The sequence below is a fragment of the Paenibacillus polymyxa genome, from assembly GCF_018614975.1.
Taxonomy (GTDB): domain Bacteria; phylum Bacillota; class Bacilli; order Paenibacillales; family Paenibacillaceae; genus Paenibacillus; species Paenibacillus polymyxa_E.
The window spans coordinates 1-18,035 of sequence record NZ_JAGGNR010000015.1 but is presented as its reverse complement, the minus strand read 5'-3'; the positions used below and the strand labels follow the sequence as shown (position 1 = coordinate 18,035).

Annotated in this window: 11 protein-coding genes and 1 pseudogene; 11 read left to right on the top strand and 1 reads right to left on the bottom strand. The window is 47.3% G+C overall.

What is annotated here, in order from left to right:
- The first annotated feature begins 127 nt into the window (after positions 1 to 127).
- The 8 genes from J7E78_RS15430 to J7E78_RS15395 all read left to right on the top strand — a co-directional run bounded on the left by J7E78_RS15430 (position 128) and on the right by J7E78_RS15395 (position 8,965).
- Entirely contained in the window at positions 128 to 1,321 is a 1,194-nt protein-coding gene (locus tag J7E78_RS15430) for a WXG100 family type VII secretion target (RefSeq protein ID WP_215077142.1), read from the top strand.
- A complete protein-coding gene (locus J7E78_RS15425) occupies positions 1,321 to 1,650 on the top strand; it encodes a hypothetical protein (protein ID WP_215077141.1) in 330 nt (109 codons plus the stop codon). Before J7E78_RS15430 ends, J7E78_RS15425 begins: the two co-directional genes overlap by 1 nt.
- A gap of 289 nt (positions 1,651 to 1,939) precedes the next feature.
- On the top strand, positions 1,940 to 3,490 hold the full coding sequence (nikA, locus tag J7E78_RS15420) for a nickel ABC transporter substrate-binding protein (protein ID WP_215077140.1): 1,551 nt from the start codon (positions 1,940 to 1,942) through the stop codon (positions 3,488 to 3,490).
- Positions 3,490 to 4,437 (top strand): nickel ABC transporter permease, encoded by a 948-nt coding sequence (nikB, locus tag J7E78_RS15415; protein ID WP_215077139.1) that lies wholly within the window; start codon positions 3,490 to 3,492, stop codon positions 4,435 to 4,437. Before nikA ends, nikB begins: the two co-directional genes overlap by 1 nt.
- Entirely contained in the window at positions 4,434 to 5,288 is an 855-nt protein-coding gene (gene nikC, locus J7E78_RS15410; RefSeq protein WP_215077138.1) for a nickel transporter permease, read from the top strand. The genes nikB and nikC overlap by 4 nt, the downstream gene beginning before the upstream one ends.
- The gene (locus J7E78_RS15405; RefSeq protein WP_215077137.1) at positions 5,285 to 6,085 is read left to right on the top strand and encodes an ABC transporter ATP-binding protein; all 801 of its coding nucleotides are present in this window, start codon (positions 5,285 to 5,287) and stop codon (positions 6,083 to 6,085) included. Before nikC ends, J7E78_RS15405 begins: the two co-directional genes overlap by 4 nt.
- Entirely contained in the window at positions 6,082 to 7,080 is a 999-nt protein-coding gene (locus J7E78_RS15400) for an ABC transporter ATP-binding protein (protein WP_311517467.1), read from the top strand. Before J7E78_RS15405 ends, J7E78_RS15400 begins: the two co-directional genes overlap by 4 nt.
- Positions 7,081 to 7,459: 379 nt before the next feature.
- Positions 7,460 to 8,965: a malate:quinone oxidoreductase gene (locus J7E78_RS15395; RefSeq protein WP_215077136.1), complete on the top strand. Its 1,506-nt coding sequence runs from the start codon at positions 7,460 to 7,462 to the stop codon at positions 8,963 to 8,965.
- 243 nt (positions 8,966 to 9,208) lie between these two features.
- Here J7E78_RS15395 and J7E78_RS15390 read toward each other — a convergent pair whose 3' ends face one another.
- On the bottom strand, positions 9,209 to 12,352 hold the full coding sequence (locus J7E78_RS15390; protein WP_311517465.1) for a hybrid sensor histidine kinase/response regulator: 3,144 nt from the start codon (positions 12,350 to 12,352) through the stop codon (positions 9,209 to 9,211).
- Positions 12,353 to 12,475: 123 nt separating this feature from the next.
- Between J7E78_RS15390 and J7E78_RS15385 the strand changes: the two genes are divergently transcribed.
- The 3 genes and pseudogenes from J7E78_RS15385 to J7E78_RS15375 all read left to right on the top strand — a co-directional run.
- The gene (locus J7E78_RS15385) at positions 12,476 to 13,612 is read left to right on the top strand and encodes a response regulator (protein ID WP_215077135.1); all 1,137 of its coding nucleotides are present in this window, start codon (positions 12,476 to 12,478) and stop codon (positions 13,610 to 13,612) included.
- A gap of 178 nt (positions 13,613 to 13,790) precedes the next feature.
- Positions 13,791 to 17,585: an S-layer homology domain-containing protein gene (locus J7E78_RS15380; protein WP_215077134.1), complete on the top strand. Its 3,795-nt coding sequence runs from the start codon at positions 13,791 to 13,793 to the stop codon at positions 17,583 to 17,585.
- A 105-nt stretch (positions 17,586 to 17,690) separates the two neighbouring features.
- Positions 17,691 to 18,035 (top strand): annotated as a pseudogene (locus J7E78_RS15375) (helix-turn-helix domain-containing protein); the annotation flags it as partial.

The window sequence follows — 18,035 nt, the reverse complement described above, 5'->3', positions numbered from 1 at the left end:
CCATAGCACTGATGAGGAGCACAGCTTGTGTTTTTATCATGGTGAAATCAGGATGTTAGCCGGATAGTTTACATATCACACTTCTGCTAACATAGGATAATCCTATTTCGAATGAGCGGAGAAACGTATGAGTACAATCAAAGTTACCCCTGAACAACTACATCACGTATCGAATCAGGTGGATCAAGCCAGACAACAGTTAGAGAGTATACGAAGTGACCTGACGAGACAGATCATGTTTGTTCAGATGATGTGGATGGGTGCGACGCAGGAGCGATTTTACTATGAGTTCGAGCAGTCACGACCTATACTGGATAAAGCGCTGGAGAGTATGGTGAATACATCCAAGGAATTGAAGGATATCGCCACGCGTTTCCAAGATGCAGATGCTCAGAAGGTAAGTTTGGGTGGTGCGTTTGGAGCAGTCGGTGCCGTAGCTATGATGACCAAATCAACAGGTGATTCAGGTTCGGGTGATAAGGGCTATCGGATGGCGCAAGTCAATATGTTTGGTAAGTGGGTATGGATGCCTGTCAACGAGAATGGTGTTGCGGATCAGGCTGCTCTTCAGGCTTATCAGCGGGATCAGGGAAATCTGGACTTTAATCGCATGCAAGCTGTGAACGTTGAACCGCCTGGAGAAGATATTTTTGCGTTACAGATCAAGGCATTTGAGATGGGGATTCATCCTACGACGGGAGAGCCTGTATCGGATAAGTATGCTCAGATGATGGTGACCTCTCTAAAGTTTAGTCAAATTTTCATGGCCATTCAGATGGTTCGTGGGAGTATGCCGGGTGGTAAAGGGCCTTATCGATTGCCTGCTTCTAGTCCAGCTGTGGCGAAGATTAAGCAGCATATTGAGGCTGCTAAGGCTAAGAATAGCAAAGTGGTAGGACCATCTTCTCCAATTCCAGTTAAGCAAGAGTCTTATAAAGAGGTTAACATTCATGGTAAGTTAAATAGTGAAATTGACGAGGTAGATTTAAAAAACAAAATAATATATGAGGATAAGTCGGCGAAGAAATTGTACATGGATAACCCCAATGTTCCGCAAACTGAAGAACAATGGGCACTTAAACAGATATTTAAAAAGGGTTCAAACAGAATAACAGCCCTTCAACAAACGGAAGTGAAACTGTCCAGTTCTGTTTCTCAAGATGTTCCCTTATTTGAGGATATAACGAACATTAGAAAGTATGTGTTCAGAATTGATGCAGATACTCCAAAGTTAAGGTCGGCAGTTCAAAATGAACTAAATAACTTAAAAACTAAATATCCGGATTACAATTTTTCAGCTGAATTTGGAGGGAAAGAATAATGTCCATAGGTCTATTTAGATATAACGGTGACATCAATGATCGGAATTCAGAGCTGACACTCAGTGAGAATATATCAACTCAAGATTTCTATGAAGAACATTGGGAGAAAGCAATACATGAATTAGGAATAACAATTATTCAAGATGGATCTGAGATAAATTATAGCCAATTAGAAGCTGCAATAGTTGAGTTAGCGCTTTTGAAGGAATGGTCAATAAAAAATTTGGATGGAAATGATTTAGAGTATATGAAGGGGAGAATTGAGAATCTACAAAAAGTGTTGCCTAATGCATTTATTAATGAAGACACGGTACTCTATATATTCTAGGTAAGATTTAAACCTTATGCACTAATGAAGGTAGGGGCTAGGTCACATTCTCTGGAAGGGCATGTAACTTTATATTAATCTCTCTTTTTACACAATTAGCGCAACAGGAATAAACCATAATAACACCCTCATATGTAACAAAAAACTTGAAGAATCCGCTCTCATCTGAGAGTCGGATTTTTTCTCGTTTCACCACCAAGATAACTCTTGTCAAAACGTAATCATTACGATATGATAATACTCATTGTTTAGATCATAATGATTACGATTAAGAGAGAGGGGCATTACCTTGAATAAAAAGACGCCACTGCTAGCGCTGGTCTCCTTGGCCTTGAGTGCTGGACTGTTGAGCGCCTGCGGATCATCTGAGTCCAGTCCCGCTGCGCAACCATCCACCGATAATAAAAATGTTCACTTCCTATATAACTTCTCCACCAGTTCGCTAGATCCACATGTGGATTCCAGCTATGTGCCGCTGCGCGCGGGCATTACGGAAACGCTGGTTCGTCTCGATGAAGAGAATCTGACGGTTGCTCCATGGCTCGCCGAGAGCTGGGAGAGTGAAGACGGACAGCATTGGACGATCGATCTGCGAGATGATGTGACCTTCCAGAATGGCAAGCCGATGACAGGCGAATCCGTTAAGGCATCCCTTGAGCGGGCACTGGAAGAGAATGTAGCCATCCAGAACGCGCTGAAGATCCATACGATTGAAGCCGAGGGCGACAAGCTGGAGATTACCACAACTCAGCCATTCCCGGAGTTCGCTTCGGAACTGGTGAATCCCAACACGGCGATTATCGACGTGAGTGAGCCGGACATTGTGAACAAGCCCATTGGTACGGGCCCGTTCAAGTTGACCTCTTTTACCCCAGGCAGCAAGCTGCAACTGGTTCGCTATGATGAATATTGGGACGGAGCATCGCCTCTGGATTCCATCACGTTCTCATTCAATGAAGATGCCAATGCCCGTACACTAGCGCTCAAATCTGGGCAGGTTGATATCGTATACCGTCCGGAAGTCGAAAGTCTCGAATCGCTCAAAGCGATGGACGGCATGAAGGTTGAGTCCACATCGACGTTCCGCGTGCATCAGCTAACGATGAACATGCAGCGGGAGAGTATGAAGGACCTCAATGTTCGTCGTGCGCTGGACGCGCTGATTGACCGTCAGGGTATCGTGGACACAATCCTGCTCGGCTACGGTGAAGCTGCTATCGGACCGTTCCTGCCATCGCTACCGTTCGCACCAACCTATACGGATACAACAACGGAATCCGGAGCTGATGTCGCTGTAAAATATCTCAACGAATCAGGGTACACGCAGCAAAACGGCGTGATGACCAAAGACGGCAAACCATTACAGCTGACGCTACTGACGTATTCGGCTCGTGCCGATCTGCCACTAATCGCCCAAGTGTTCCAATCTGATGCCAAGAAGATCGGTATCGACGTGCAGATCCGTCAGATCGACACGCCGGAAGATTACATGGCGTCTAATCGCGACTGGGATATTGCGACATACAGTAATTTGACGGCTCCGCGTGGGGATGCAGGCTATTACCTGAATGCAACGTACCATCCGAAGGGTGCTCTTAACTTCAGCGGATCGGAAGATCCAGAATTGACCAAAATCATTGACGAGCTAAATCTCACAGTTGCACCGGAAAAACGTGCAGAGCTTGCCGAGAAGGCAGCCAATTACGTGCATGATAACGTGCTGAACTCATTCGTGCTGCATCCAGGTACAATCGTTGCCTATAACGGCAAGAAGATCAAGAACTGGGTTACCACTCGCAGTGAATATTACATGATTACCAATAAGCTGGATGTGATGTAATGTTTCGCATTGTGCTGCGGAAGTTCCTTGAGGTATTTATCTTTCTGTTGTTCATTATGTTTGTGAGCTTTCTGTTCATTCGTCTGGCTCCTGGTGATCCCGTGCTGACGATCCTGAACGTAGACGAACTATCTGTTAGTCAGGAGCAGGTTGAAGCTGTACGCGAGGAGATGGGCTTTAACGATTCTCTTCCTGTGCAGTTCGGCAATTGGTTACTCGATTTCGTTCGGCTCGACTTCGGCGTGTCATACTCGACAGGCCAGCCTGTCATGCAGACCCTGATGCGTGCACTGCCGGCTACAGCTGAGCTGACGATTGGCGCGCTGCTGGTTATGCTCGTCATAGCGATCCCGCTAGGCTCACTGTCAGCGCTCCATCGTGGCAGTTGGATTGACCGCGGCAGCCGTATGCTCTCCATTGTGGGTGCGGCGGTGCCAAGCTTCTGGCTGGGTCTGATCCTGATCGACATGTTCGGCGTACGCTTTGGCAATCTGCCAACCATGGGCCGGGATGGATTCACATCGCTTATTCTGCCATCTCTGACGCTGGGACTTGCCATCTCCAGCGTTTATGTGCGTCTTTTACGTTCAAGCCTGCTGGATTCACTAAGTCAGGAGTTCGTTCGGTCCGCCCGAGCCAGAGGGCTCTCAGAAGGCCGTATCTTCATGCTTCATGCCTTCCGGCATAGTCTGCCACCTGTCATCACGGTATTCGGCGTGAGTCTTGGCAGCCTGATTGGCGGAGTTGTCGTGATTGAAGTGTTGTTCGCTTATCCGGGCATCGGCAAGCTCGTGGTGGACGCGATCCGCCAGCGTGATTATCCACTGATCCAGGGTTACATTCTGATCATGGCTATCGTGGTATTCCTCGTGAATACGGCGGTTGATCTGTCGTATCGTTATTTGAATCCTGAAATGAAACTCAAGGAAAAGGAGGCCCACCGATGAAAACCATTCCCCTGCCCATTCCAACGACAAAATCTAAAAAACATAGCTGGCAGGCGATCGTTGGTTTGCTATTTGCACTTCTAGTCATCGCGGCCTCCTTATATACTTTTTTATACTTGAAACATGACCACACCTTAACCGATCTGCGCGGACGATTGCAGGGCGCAAGTGCTCTCCATCCGTTCGGCACCGACCATCTGGGCCGCGATGTACTGACACGTCTGCTGCTTGGCGGCGGCCAAACAATGGGTTATAGCTTGCTGGCACTCGGTGCGGCACTGCTGATCGGCATCCCGTTTGGTCTGATCGCTGGTTACAAACGTGGCTGGGTCGATAGGCTGTTCATGCGGATTGCCGATGCTTTCCTCGCTTTTCCTGATACCATCGTGGCTATTGTGCTCAGTGGTCTGCTTGGCGCGGGAATCGGTAATCTGGTGTTGGCCATCGTGATCGTAAAGTGGGTCAGCTATGCGCGTCTCGTTCGAAGTACGGTTTTATCGGAGTCACAAAAGGATTACATTCGGATCGCCCGCACCAACGGATTGTCGGACGGTCGTATCATGAGAAAACATCTGCTTCCGCATATCGCAGGTCATGTGCTCGTGCTGGCCAGTCTTGATCTGGGCAAAATTATTCTGCTCATCTCATCATTGTCCTACATCGGCCTTGGTGCACAGCCGCCAACACCTGAATGGGGGGCGATGCTGAATGACTCACGGCCTTACTTCCAGTCTCGGCCGGAGCTGATGATCTATCCGGGTCTTGCCATTGTATCGATAGTGCTGCTCGCCAACATGCTGGGCGACTATCTTCGAGACCGGTTTGACGTGAAGAAGGAGGTGCAGCCATGATTCTCTCCATTGAGGAACTGAGCATCTCTAGCCGGGATCGCACGATTGTAGATCAAGTCTCTCTGGCTGTTCGCGAAGGTGAATTCATGGCATTGGTCGGACAGAGCGGTAGTGGCAAAAGCTTGCTATCGCAAGCGATTGGTCGTCTGCTGCCGCCCAACCTGCATGCGTCGGGGCGAGTCATGTTCGAGGGCAGTAACCTGCTCGAACGGAAGCCAAAGGAGATGCGAGCCCTGCGGGGAAGCCGCATCTCATATATTTTTCAAGACTATCAGGGAGCGTTTACGCCATTTCGCAGCATTGGCGGACACTTTGATGAATACCAGAAGGTACACGGGGAAAAGTCTTCTGCCATCCGCAAGAAACGGGCGGAGGAAGCATTGGAATCGGTTGGCCTTGGCGCTGAATTGCTGCGCCGCTATCCGTTCCAATTGAGCGGTGGACAGCTTCAGCGGGCTTCTATTGCCACATCGCTGATGCTCTCCCCTCGTCTGCTGATCGCTGACGAAGCGACAACGGCGCTGGACAGTGTATCCGGGCATCGCGTACTGGAACTGCTGGCACGCAAACAAGCGGAGACGGGCTGTGCCATTCTGTTTATCACGCACGATTGGCGCCATGTTCGCCGCTATGCCAACCGCTTGGCTGTAATGAAGGAAGGACAGATTGTCGAATCTGGTGGGAAACATCGCATTCTTGATCATCCTCAGCATGAATATACGCGCCAACTGATTGAGGCGGCTCCCGTTCTGAGTCGCTCGCTGAAGTCGGGATTGAAGGAGGCGGAAACCGAATGAAGACGACCGCAAATGATGAACACCGTGGATTCGTGAAGTCTGAAGAATCTGGTTTGCGAAGCCACGACTTTGCTAACGACGTAAACCATGAAGACACAGACAATGCAGTCATAGATACTGCCTTTGCAGATCATGCATTCACAAAGGTTACAGATACAGATCATGCGGATACAGGTGTGAATATAGATATTGCCGCTTCAGAGAATGCTTCACCGTTCAGCATCCCTGGCAATCCTGTGCTTCACGTGGAACATCTCAGCCGAACGTATGCAGATGCAGACCGACCGGCTGTGAACGATATTTCCTTCACCCTGAACCGCGGTGAGTGTCTTGGCCTAGTTGGCGAGAGCGGCTGTGGGAAGAGTACACTCGCACGCTGTCTGCTGCGGATCGAAGATGCAGATGCAGGCTCAATTACACTGGGTGGACAGGATATTGCACGGCTGAGCGGCCGACGATTGCGACCTCATCGCCGGAAGATTCAGATTGTATTCCAGAACCCGATGGCTGCACTGAATCCAAAGCTCAAGATTGCCGACTCGCTCATCGATCCGTACGAGCAGCTTGGACGGAACGCCGAGCTTTCCCACTTTACCTATACGTCTAAGGATGCTTACGTCCAAAAGCTGCTTGAAGCTGTTGAGCTTCCAAGCGATTTGGCTGGACGATACCCCCATGAGCTGAGTGGTGGACAGCGTCAGCGGGTCACGATCGCACGTGCCATTGGTATTGAGCCGGACGTTGTCGTTCTGGATGAACCGACGGCCAGCCTGGATGTGATCTCGCAAGGAGCAGTTTTGCAGTTGCTTACCGATCTCCGGACATCACTGGGTCTATCATACGTGTTCATCTCACATGATCTGGCCGCGGTTCATCGCATGAGCCAGCGCATCATCGTCATGCGGGAAGGTCAGATCGTTGACCGCTTTGGTGCAGATGCGTTGTTCGCTGAAGAACGCCATCCGTACACGAAAGAGTTAATTTCGATCTTCTGAGTACTCCCGGAGACGCCGGGGGTGGTAATCGTTAATCTTAAATATAAAGCCGCCTTGCGAAGCGATTCGAGAGCGGCTTTTAGTGCATCCATTTGATCACCCAAAGTCCCCCTAAAACCGGGTTCCTTTCTTTGTTTTGAACAAATATATCTTTCAGGCCTATAACCGGGCTAACGTTCCGATGTAAACTAGCGTATACTGATGGAATAGCAAATATCTTGAAATTGCATATTTAAATTGCTCTATATTATTGATACACTAGATCAAGGTTATAATCATTAGAGAAGGTGCGATCCTGTTCAAGAATGGGCTTGCTGCAAATGCCAAATCGATAACGCTTACATCCTTTTGGCAAATATAGGATATAAGGACGGTAGACATGAGCCAGGGACAAACGAGTACAGATGTGATCTTGATTGGTGCCGGAATTATGAGTGCAACTTTGGGAACTTTGCTAAAAGAATTGGCACCAGACTGGAATATTAAGGTTTTTGAAAAGCTAGCCACTGCAGGAGAGGAAAGCTCCAACGAATGGAATAATGCCGGAACCGGGCATGCTGCATTGTGCGAACTTAACTATACCGTTGAACGACCAGACGGAACCGTAGATATTAGCAAAGCGATTAAAGTGAATGAACAATTTCAGATCTCAAAGCAATTTTGGTCCTATCTCGTCAATAGCCGTCTGATTCGTAATCCGCGGGACTTCATTATGCCGATTCCTCATTTGAGTTATGTGCATGGAGAGAGTAATGTCCAGTTTTTGAAAAGACGTTATGACTCCTTGTCGAATCACCCGCTGTTCGCAGGCATGGAATTCTCGGATGACAAGAAAGAGCTGGCGAAATGGATGCCACTGATGATGAAAGATCGTACAAGTAATGAACCTGTAGCAGCGACCAAAATTGACTCCGGTACGGACGTTAACTTTGGTGCTTTAACGCGTATGCTGATCCAACATTTGAAGGAACAACACGTGGGTATCCACTACCAACATAGCGTGAAGAATATGAAACGTACCAGCGATGGACAATGGGAATTATCCGTGAAAAATCTGAAGAGCGGTGCAGTCGAACGCCATAAGGCAAAATTCGTCTTTATCGGCGCTGGCGGCGGAAGTCTGCATTTGCTCCAGAAGACGGGCATTCCAGAAGGTAAACATATCGGCGGATTCCCGGTCAGTGGGATCTTTATGGTGTGCAAAAATCAAAAAGTTGTGGAACAGCATCATGCCAAAGTATACGGCAAGGCTTCGGTAGGGGCTCCGCCTATGTCCGTTCCGCATCTGGATACCCGTTTTATCGACAATAAGAAGTCGCTGTTATTTGGACCGTTTGCCGGGTTCTCGCCGAAGTTCCTGAAGACGGGTTCCAATGCCGACTTAATCACGTCTGTTAAGCCGCATAATCTGTTAACGATGCTTGCAGCAGGTGTCAAAGAAATCTCTTTGACCAAGTACCTGATCCAACAACTCATGTTATCCAAAGAACAGCGTATGGCAGAATTGCGTGACTTTGTTCCGGGTGCGAAGAGCGAGGATTGGGATATGGTTCTGGCGGGCCAGCGTGTGCAGGTGATCAAGGATACCGTTCAAGGTGGCAAGGGTACGCTCCAATTCGGTACAGAAGTGGTTACGTCTGCAGATGGAACGATTGCGGCTCTGCTTGGTGCATCACCAGGTGCATCTACCGCAGTTCAGGTCATGCTTGAGATTCTTCAGCGGTGCTTCCCGCAGCATATGGAGGCATGGGAGCCGAAGATCAAGGAAATGATTCCTTCCTATGGCATATCACTTGTGGAGAACCTGGATCTGCTCAAAGAGGTTCATTCTTCAACAGCCAAGGCGCTCGGGTTATCGGATGAAAAACATGTCATGCACGTATAACCATTCGCTTATCGTGTTAGATAATAATGAAGCCATAGGAAAGAGAGCTAAGCCGGGACGAAACCCGTGCTTAGCTCTCTTTTGGTTGATTTGGTATGTCTAGACCCGTAGCTGAACCTGAACATGAATATGAATATGTCCTGCACCATCGCGCTCACCCTAGACCTTAAATATGCATACGGACACGGTCTGCATAGAGCACAGATTGCAGTTGAAGAGGTGTAGGATAGTTTAACATGTCGCTCAGGCTCCTGTGTCGCGGTCCAATGGGATGACAAAAGATACTTTCGTACCTTGGCCCGGAGAACTGACGATGTTCAAGCCCTGTCCGTACATCTGAGTCAACCGGCGATGTGTATTGGTTAATCCAATGCCTCCAGTTCCGCCGGGACCTTTCTTGGGCCACGCCAGTGCCCGTTCGATCTGCTCGGGTTGCATTCCTACACCGTTATCCTCAATCTCCACCAAGGTGGACGCTGTTTGGTTGATGATCCGGATATGCACGGTTCCACCCTCAACTTTGCTGAGAATACCATGTCGAACGGCGTTCTCAATGAGCGGTTGAATGGTGAGTGGCGGCAGGGACAGATCAAGATCATCAGGAATATCCCAGATGACGTTCAACCGATCCATGAATCGTTCTTTCTCAATGTAGAGATAGGCACGGGATAGATCCAACTCATGAGTGACCTCCACCATTTTCTCCGAATTGACAAAATGAAAGCTGGTCTGAAGATACTCGATAAAAGCATCACCCAGTTTCTGCATTCGCTCCGTGTCCATCTCACTAAGAACCATGATTGAATTGAGCGTATTAAAAAGGAAATGTGGCTGAATCTGTGCTTGTAAGTAAGCGGCTTCCATGCGCAGCCGCTCATCGATGGATTGTTTCAGCACGATCAGTGATCCAATGCGATGCCTTAACTCAACGGCATCAACAGGCTTGGTAACATAGTCGGTAGCACCGGCCATGAATCCGGCGTAAACATCCGCTGGTTCGTTACGGGCCGTCAATAACAGGATGGGAAGCTCAGAGACCGAATAACGTTTGCGTACGTTCTCGGTCAGCTCATAACCGGACATGTGAGGCATCATGACATCGGCAATCAGTAAGTCCCAAGGCTCCTGATCCAGTAATTCGAGTGCCTCAAGCGCGGAAGCTGCGGGTTGAATATGATACGGTTCATTCGCAAGCATGGAGATCAGTACTCGCAGGTTTACAGGATCATCATCGACGGCAAGAATACGGGCGGCAGTCTTATCATGAGATATGGCTTGCTGCTGCGGTTCTGCAATCGCAACTTCATCAAAGCTGTGAGCGTCCCATCGCTGCTCAGTCTGGTCAGAGAGCGCTTCAGTATCTTCCCGTGGAAGTGAGATCTGGAAGGTCGATCCTTGCCCAGGTACGGATTGCACGGTGAGCTGACCGCCATGGAGTTCGGTGAGCTGTCTGCTGATATTGAGACCAAGGCCGATTCCTCCACTTAAGCGAGCTTCTGGGCTCCCTTGCTCATATGCCTCGAATATGCGCTGTTGTATCTCCTCACTTATGCCAACGCCTGTATCCGAGACTTGGATCAAGACGTACTCACCATGTTCCCGAACAGATACAGTAATCGTACCCTCATCGGTAAATTTGAGTGCATTATGTAACAGGTTGTAAAGTACCTGAACAAGTCTTCTCTCATCGGCTTGAATTAACGGTAGTGATTCAGGAATATCTACCTTCATGTGGACAGGCCTTCCCTCTGCCATAAATCGGAACATACCGATCACACCTGGGATGACAGATGCAAGGGAAAGTGGTTTCTTTTGAAGTTTAATACGTTTCTCCTTCAGACGAATGACATCAAGAAGGTCATCAACAAGTTGAGACATGCGTCGACCGATGGTAACTAACAGTTTCATGTCTTCTGCCTGCTGTCCACCTGATTTACGCCGTTCACGGACCGCAATACTCTCGGCAATATTGATAATGCCATGCAATGGTGTACGCAGCTCATGAGCCGTATTCACAAGGAATTGATCCTTCTGCCGATCCTCCTCTTTGAGCTGTTCGTACAACTTCTCAATCTCACTTGAATTGCGAAAATATTTCCTGAACCAATAGGCGGAGAAGCCGAACATGGCCGCGATAACATCTATTGGATAATACACGTTGGTGATTTCATTAAGTGAGTTCACAATTCCCCACAGTACGCTGGATAAGCTGCTGGTCGCTGCAAAGAGCAAAAAGCTTGCGTCACTTCGTTTCTCGGCTGCCATTCGGAAGAACAGGTACACAGACCAGCCGATGGCAAACAGATAGAGGAAATCAGAGAGCCCAATCTCAAGTACATGATAGATTAGGGTCACTGGTGCGACGAGTAAAAATAAACAGTAAACGCCAAGCACGCTGGCATAGATACGGAACAGTTTACGCCATTGTAGATTATGGGAGAAGCTTCTCGCCATCTGTAAAAGAAAGAATGCGAACAACGGATAGGATAACGCTTTGGCCTTAACGATCCAAGTGAAGTTGAGTGGAATCCAACTCAATAACAGATTGTCATGGTCGGAAGTGATCGTTAGGGCAGCTACCAGTGTTAGCATCGAGAACGTCAGCAGAGCTCGTTCCTTTCGGATAAACAGAAACATGACAAAAGCGTATAGGCTGTGCAAAATCAGTATGGCGAACGTGATCTTTTGCAGATCGATAGACAATCCTCGTTCACTTCCAATGGCTTCTGGAGAACCAAAATAGAGAGAGCGCGTGATCCCTCCACTATAAGGATCGTCAAAATTGGCTGTCTGCACCAAAAGATTGAGTTCGGTAGAACCGTCAAGCACATAGGAAGTTGTAAATGCAGTCCTTTCTGGTCGATAGGCTTCGGCATGAGTGGCAGGTTGGCCGAATTCGGCAACAATGGTCCCGTTCATCTCGATGATCGATGATGTCTGGATTTTCTGAGCCCAGAGAGAGACTTCCTCCACAGATGGATCTAAAAGTATGCGAAGACGATACGTCCCATATCCGAACGATGATGAGGATTGTGGTAATGCATTACGCCAGTCACCGGGAACTTGAATCCGTGTGGATAGGTTATCCGTTGTTTTCGCGTCACGATTAGAGATTAACGCATGGGGGTAAAATTCCCATTCTCCATCGAGGGATATGGGTGAAGCATTGGCGAGGTCCCAGCCTCGAAGGTCCAACACGCCTTTAGCGGGTTCAGGATGTTTGGGTATAGTGAAAGACTCGGACCATACCCAGCGAAAACCAAGTAAAATAGTCAGGAATAGAATCGACAGCAATACATATCGGGGTATCTTTTTATAGGTTATTGGTATCATGGCAGACTTTAGTTTTCGACAGTTCCCTCCAAATTCCTGCATGCGTTCTGCCAATGAAGAACATTTTTTTGAATACCGGAACATAGATTCTATATTCAAATGATAGCGGTACCACATCACGATTTATGGTAAAATTATAGATTAAAGGGTGATCAGTGAGCCAGAGGAGTTGTGCATATGAGAGTGATTTTGGTAGATGATGAATATCTCGCTCTGAGCAGGTTGAACAAACTGTTGCAAGAGAGAGAGGATTGCGAAGTTGTCGGCTCTTTTCTGACGGCACAGGAAGCCATAGATCAGATCAAACGTCATCTGCCGGAAATCGTCTTCATGGACGTTCAGATGCCGGGGATGAACGGGATCGAGGCGACCGAACGGATCCATGAGGTTTCCCCTGGAACAGAGGTTATTTTCACAACAGCATATAACGAACATGCACTGACGGCCTATGGACTTGAAGTGCTGGATTATATTATGAAGCCTGTAACGCGTGACCGTTTGGAAAAAACGATGAAGATGTATCAACGCCGAACTGTGCCAGCAAGCCTGAATATAGCAGAGGGGCCATCCATGTTAATTCGCTGTCTGGGGATGCTTAAGGTCCAACTGCATCCGAATGAGCCACCGAAGCATATGAAGTTCAGAACAACCAAAATCAGAGAGTTATTCGCCTATTTGCTTCACCATCGGAACAAACCGATTAAGCGGGATACGCTACTTGAACTGTTGTGGCCAGAGTTGGATGAGCGGAGAGGCATATCCAATCTGCATAGTGGCATCCATCGCTTGCGCAGCATGATGAACGAACTCATGGGCGAGGACAAGATGTCCATTCGTTATCAGCAGTTTGGTTATATATTGGAAATAGGACAATTCAGGATTGACGCGGAAGAATGGGAGAGTCGTCTTAATCGATTGCCTTTATTATCTTCGTCTACAATAGCTGAACATCGGCAGACCTCAGATCAATATGAAGGTAAATATTATGGCGAGGACGATTATGTATGGGCTGAGCTGGAGCGTCAGCGCTTGCATGCGTTATGGCGTAATCACGCTATGCAGCTCGCACGATATTACAATGAACAGGGGCAGAGCACGGAAGCACTCACGCTATATCACCGGGTACAACAATTCGAACCATCATTGGAGGAAGTCGGACTGGCCTTAATGAAGACCTACGATCGATTAGGCAATAAAGATCCTGTGGTCGCTCAATATAATCAGTTGGTTACCGCGTTAGAACAAGAGGCGGGCATACGTCCTGGCCTGGAAGTTGAGTTGTGGTATCAGCAATGGAAACAATCCAATATTTAATTGAAATTATTCAGCCTTGCAGCTTCATTTGCAAGGCTGTTTTTTTGTTGTATTTGTTAGCGAAAGGTTTGGTAAGAGTTTGGTAAGAGGCTATGTGTAGAATAAGCAAGATGAGGGTAGATATGATGTTTTGAGTCAGTAAGCAGTCCAAAAATAACATATTAAGTAGGAGGAAACTATGTACACAGCAGAAATCCGGAAGAAAACATGGCAGAGAATTTCCATGCTAGTTCTTTCCTTTATTCTAACGATTGGAACGTTGCCAATGAGTTTGGCTCAAGCAGAGGAGGTTAAAGAAACTCCTGTTGGCCCAGGTGGAGTTGGTGCCCCTGCATTATGGCTACGATCAGATCTGGGCACGGAAGTTACCAGCGGCCAGAAGGTGAGTACCTGGGAAGATCAAGGCAGTAAAGTAAATAACGCAACGCAAGATGAGGTCAATAACCAACCAACTTATTGGGATAATAAGGATCATAATATCAATTTCAATCCGGTATTGGAATATGACGGCACGAGTAGTTTTATGAATCTGGATGTAAGTAAGCTTCCACAAGGGAAGAGCCCCAGATCGATTATTACGGTTAGCAAAACCAATAGAACTGGAGACATCAGTTATATCATTTCATGGGGAGTCAAAACGAGTGGTTATACGGGTATAGGGATGCTTCAAAATGCTACAAGAGGCGGCTTGACCACATTTAACAGTGACAGGAACCAAACATTATACACCCCCGAAGGATTCTTGGGAACGACATTCCCGAACGAGCAATTTGTTACTTGGACAGGCGGGGAGACTGAATCTAACATAGCTAGATTGTATAGTAAAATGAAGCAGGTACAGCAACTAAATGACTGGGGAAAAGATAATGTGAAGCTATGGGATACCGGGAACTCTGGTGGAGCGGTAGTTGGTAAGCTCATTCCAGCAGCTACCGGCATTGAACATTGGCAGGGTACAATTGAAGAAATTATCGTATATGATCATGCTCTGACGGACGCAGAACGGCAAAAAGTCAGCACATATCTGGCGATCAAGTACGGCTACACGCTGGATCAGACAACAGCAAATTCATATGTCGACTCCAATATGACTACGATCTGGGATTCACAGGTGAATGGAGCCTACACCCATCGCATTACAAGCATCGGTCGAGATGATCAGAGCGGCTTAATGCAGAAGCAAGCCAAAGCGCAGGAACTAGAATCCGTATTGACGATTGCATTGGGTAACAGTATCGAGGATACAAATTCTGCAAATGCAAATGAATTTTCATACGATTCTTCTTTCTTTACCTTTGGTGACAATGGAGCAAGTGCTGAATTCGCAAAGCCGAGTACTAAAGATCAAGAAAAACTGCTTCTGATGGACCGGATCTACAAAGTACAGAAAACAAATTGGGCTGAAACACAGATCACACTTCAAGTAGATGAAATGGGGGGCACGCAGTGGCCTCGATATATTGTGATCAGCGATGATGAGCAATTTGATGGTCAAGACTCGTTCCATTTAATAGAGAACGGCCAAGTAACCCTTAATACTTCCAATTTTGGTCCAAATTCGTACTTTACCATTGCGGCTGCTGCCACTCCTTTGTCGGCGCCAGACATCGAACTGACCGGTGATGAGTTAAATTGGGAAGTAGTTGAGCATGCAGATAAATATGAAGTAACGATTGAACTGGAAGACGGCACAACGCGGACAGTGGAGGTAACCGGAACAGCACTTAACCTGTCGCAATTGGAACCTTCGCTGGAAGCTGGAAACTACACGGTGACAGTCACAGCGAAGACGAACAATCCTGCATATGCAGATTCAGAAGCATCAAATACGAAAAGTTATGTTGTTGTTATTGATAAGGCGAAGTTGAAAGCCAAAATCGATGAGATTAACGGTAAGACTGAAACAGGTGAACTGGACAAAGAGGAGTACACGCCAGAATCATGGCAAACGCTGCAAAATGCGTTAGAAGTTGCTCAATCTGTGTTCGACGACGAAAATGCAACACCGGAACAGGTGGAAGAAGCGCATCAGGATTTGGTGGATGCCCGAGAAGGTCTTACCAAAAAGCCTGGTACTGGTATCGACAAGTCAGTGCTAAAAAACGAATATGATAGAATCAAGACTGAAAATCTAACTGAAACAGAATATACGCCAGGTAGCTGGACAGCACTCGATAATGCGATGAACGAAGCAGAGCGAGTGTTGAATGATCTGACATCGACTCAAGCGCAGGTAGACAAGGCACTTCAGGATCTGACTGATGCGAGAACGGGACTCACCAGAGTGATTGGTACAGATGCATCTACGTTGCAAACACTGGTTCCTTCCGTGGGAAGCTTATCTCCGGCCTTTGATCCGGCTAAAGATACGTACACCATCTCTGTGCCGAATAGCGTATATCAATTCCAGCTAACACCAACGGCACTTGATCCACTTGCCAAGATTGAAATAGCTGTTGGAGATGGAGAATGGAACGAGGTTACAAGTGGTAGTGTAAGTGAGAATCTTGCACTTCAAGTTGGTGGAAATAAGATCGTTGTTAGAGTAACAGATTCACTTGGCAATGTTACGGCGTACAAAATCAATGTGACTAGAGCATCCAGCGACAATGGTAACAATGGTGGAGGCAACAATGGCGGCGGTGGAAATACGGGAGGTAACAGTGGAAGCACACCAGCACCTACACCTGCGCCAGTACCGACGCCAACTCCGGCGCCCGTGAAGGATAATTTGGAAACAACTCGGGATGGTAGCCATCAACCATTTGCTACATCCAAACCATCTGACAACAAAGAAACGTTGGTTCAAGTTGATCCAGCGAAGCTGAATGTTGCCATGTCCCAAGGCACAGGGCAACAGTTCGCCATTCATTCACCGAATGATGGGCATATGAAGGTGGATGGTTTAACCCTCGAAACACTGAAACAATTAGTGGACCAAGGTTCTAAACTGAACATTAGCAATCCACTGGCGATCTATCCGGTACCTGGTGGCAAAATGGACCTGAATGGTGTATCCGGACAGCTTGGTAATGCAGCGTTGAACGATATCGATGTCCATATCAACATCGCACGTTCATCGGATACGTTGATTGACAGCGCCGAAACAAGAGCCGCTTCCCAAGGATACGAGCTAATTGTCACACCGGTTGATCTGGATCTGACGTTTACGAAAGATGGACAGACCGTACGATCCGGCCAGCTGAACGGTTATGCACCGAAGTATATTGCACTTCCGGAAGGTATCGACCCGAACCGGATTACCACAGGTGTAATCATTAATCCAGACGGTAGCATCTTCCATGTACCAACGGTTGTCACTAAGATTGATAGTCGTTACTATGCACTCATTAATGACTTGCGTAGCAGCGGAAGTTACTCGGTTATCTGGAACCCGCAGGATTTTGAAGATGCCAAATCCCATTGGGGTAAAACTGATGTGAACAACATTGCTGCAAGATTAGATTTGCAAGGTAACGGAGATAACACGTTCTCACCGAACCGTCAGGTTACTCGTTCTGAGTTTGCCGAGATTGTTGTGCTTGGACTGGGCTTAATGCGTCAGGATGCACCACAGAATCTATTCCCTGACGTTAACGATTCCGCATGGTTCCGCTCTGCGGTAGCCCTTGCGAATGAATTCGGTATCGTTCGCGGTTACGATAATGGGAACTTCCACGGTAATCAAGAAATCACACGTGAGCAAGGATTTGCGATGGTTGCTCGTGCCTATCGTCTGATTGAACCGGAAGCAGCAATTAGCCCGGATCAGATGAACTCTGAACTGGAACGTTACAGTGATGCAGCGGATGTATCGAATTGGGCGAAAGAAGATGTAGCCCAGTTGATTGCAGCTGGAATCATCCAAGGTAATGGGCCAGAGGTTCTGAGTCCGAAGACCACGATGACCCGTGCTGAGGTTACTGCATTGATTGCAAGAATGTTGAAAGTAACCAACTTGATTGATCAATAAATACAATCTAAAATGAAAAGCCTTTGCTGACATTGATATGCTCCCCCCATAGTAGACAGTAGAAAAAAACAAAACTTCTACGTCTATTATGAGGGGAGTTTTCTCATGTCTAAAAGAAGTCCCATTTCTTTAGAAATCAAATTACACACCGTACAGCGCTGCCTTGAACTCCAATCCAATCCGAATTCGGAAGCTAAACACATTGGGGTGAGCAAGAATTCAGTCAAAGATTGGGTCAGAAAATATAGAGCACATGGGTCGGATGGGTTAAAGGAATCGAAAACGTGGAAAACATACGCCGAGGAAATAAGGCTGGGTGCGGTCAGAGATGTCTTGTCTGGTCAGCTATCTTTATCTGCTGCAACAGAAAAATATGATATTTCAAGCAAAAGTGTGTTGTCGAAATGGATAACCAAGTATACTCAGGAGATCGAAGGGAAACCGGCTCGA

Bases quoted from the DNA above. Each gene is read 5' to 3' on its own strand.
- J7E78_RS15430 (WP_215077142.1), top strand. From the start codon at position 128: ATGAGTACAATCAAAGTTACCCCTGAACAACTACATCACGTATCGAAT.
- J7E78_RS15425 (WP_215077141.1), top strand. From the start codon at position 1,321: ATGTCCATAGGTCTATTTAGATATAACGGTGACATCAATGATCGGAAT.
- nikB (WP_215077139.1), top strand. From the start codon at position 3,490: ATGTTTCGCATTGTGCTGCGGAAGTTCCTTGAGGTATTTATCTTTCTG.
- nikC (WP_215077138.1), top strand. From the start codon at position 4,434: ATGAAAACCATTCCCCTGCCCATTCCAACGACAAAATCTAAAAAACAT.
- J7E78_RS15405 (WP_215077137.1), top strand. From the start codon at position 5,285: ATGATTCTCTCCATTGAGGAACTGAGCATCTCTAGCCGGGATCGCACG.
- J7E78_RS15400 (WP_311517467.1), top strand. From the start codon at position 6,082: ATGAAGACGACCGCAAATGATGAACACCGTGGATTCGTGAAGTCTGAA.
- J7E78_RS15395 (WP_215077136.1), top strand. From the start codon at position 7,460: ATGAGCCAGGGACAAACGAGTACAGATGTGATCTTGATTGGTGCCGGA.
- J7E78_RS15385 (WP_215077135.1), top strand. From the start codon at position 12,476: ATGAGAGTGATTTTGGTAGATGATGAATATCTCGCTCTGAGCAGGTTG.
- J7E78_RS15380 (WP_215077134.1), top strand. From the start codon at position 13,791: ATGTACACAGCAGAAATCCGGAAGAAAACATGGCAGAGAATTTCCATG.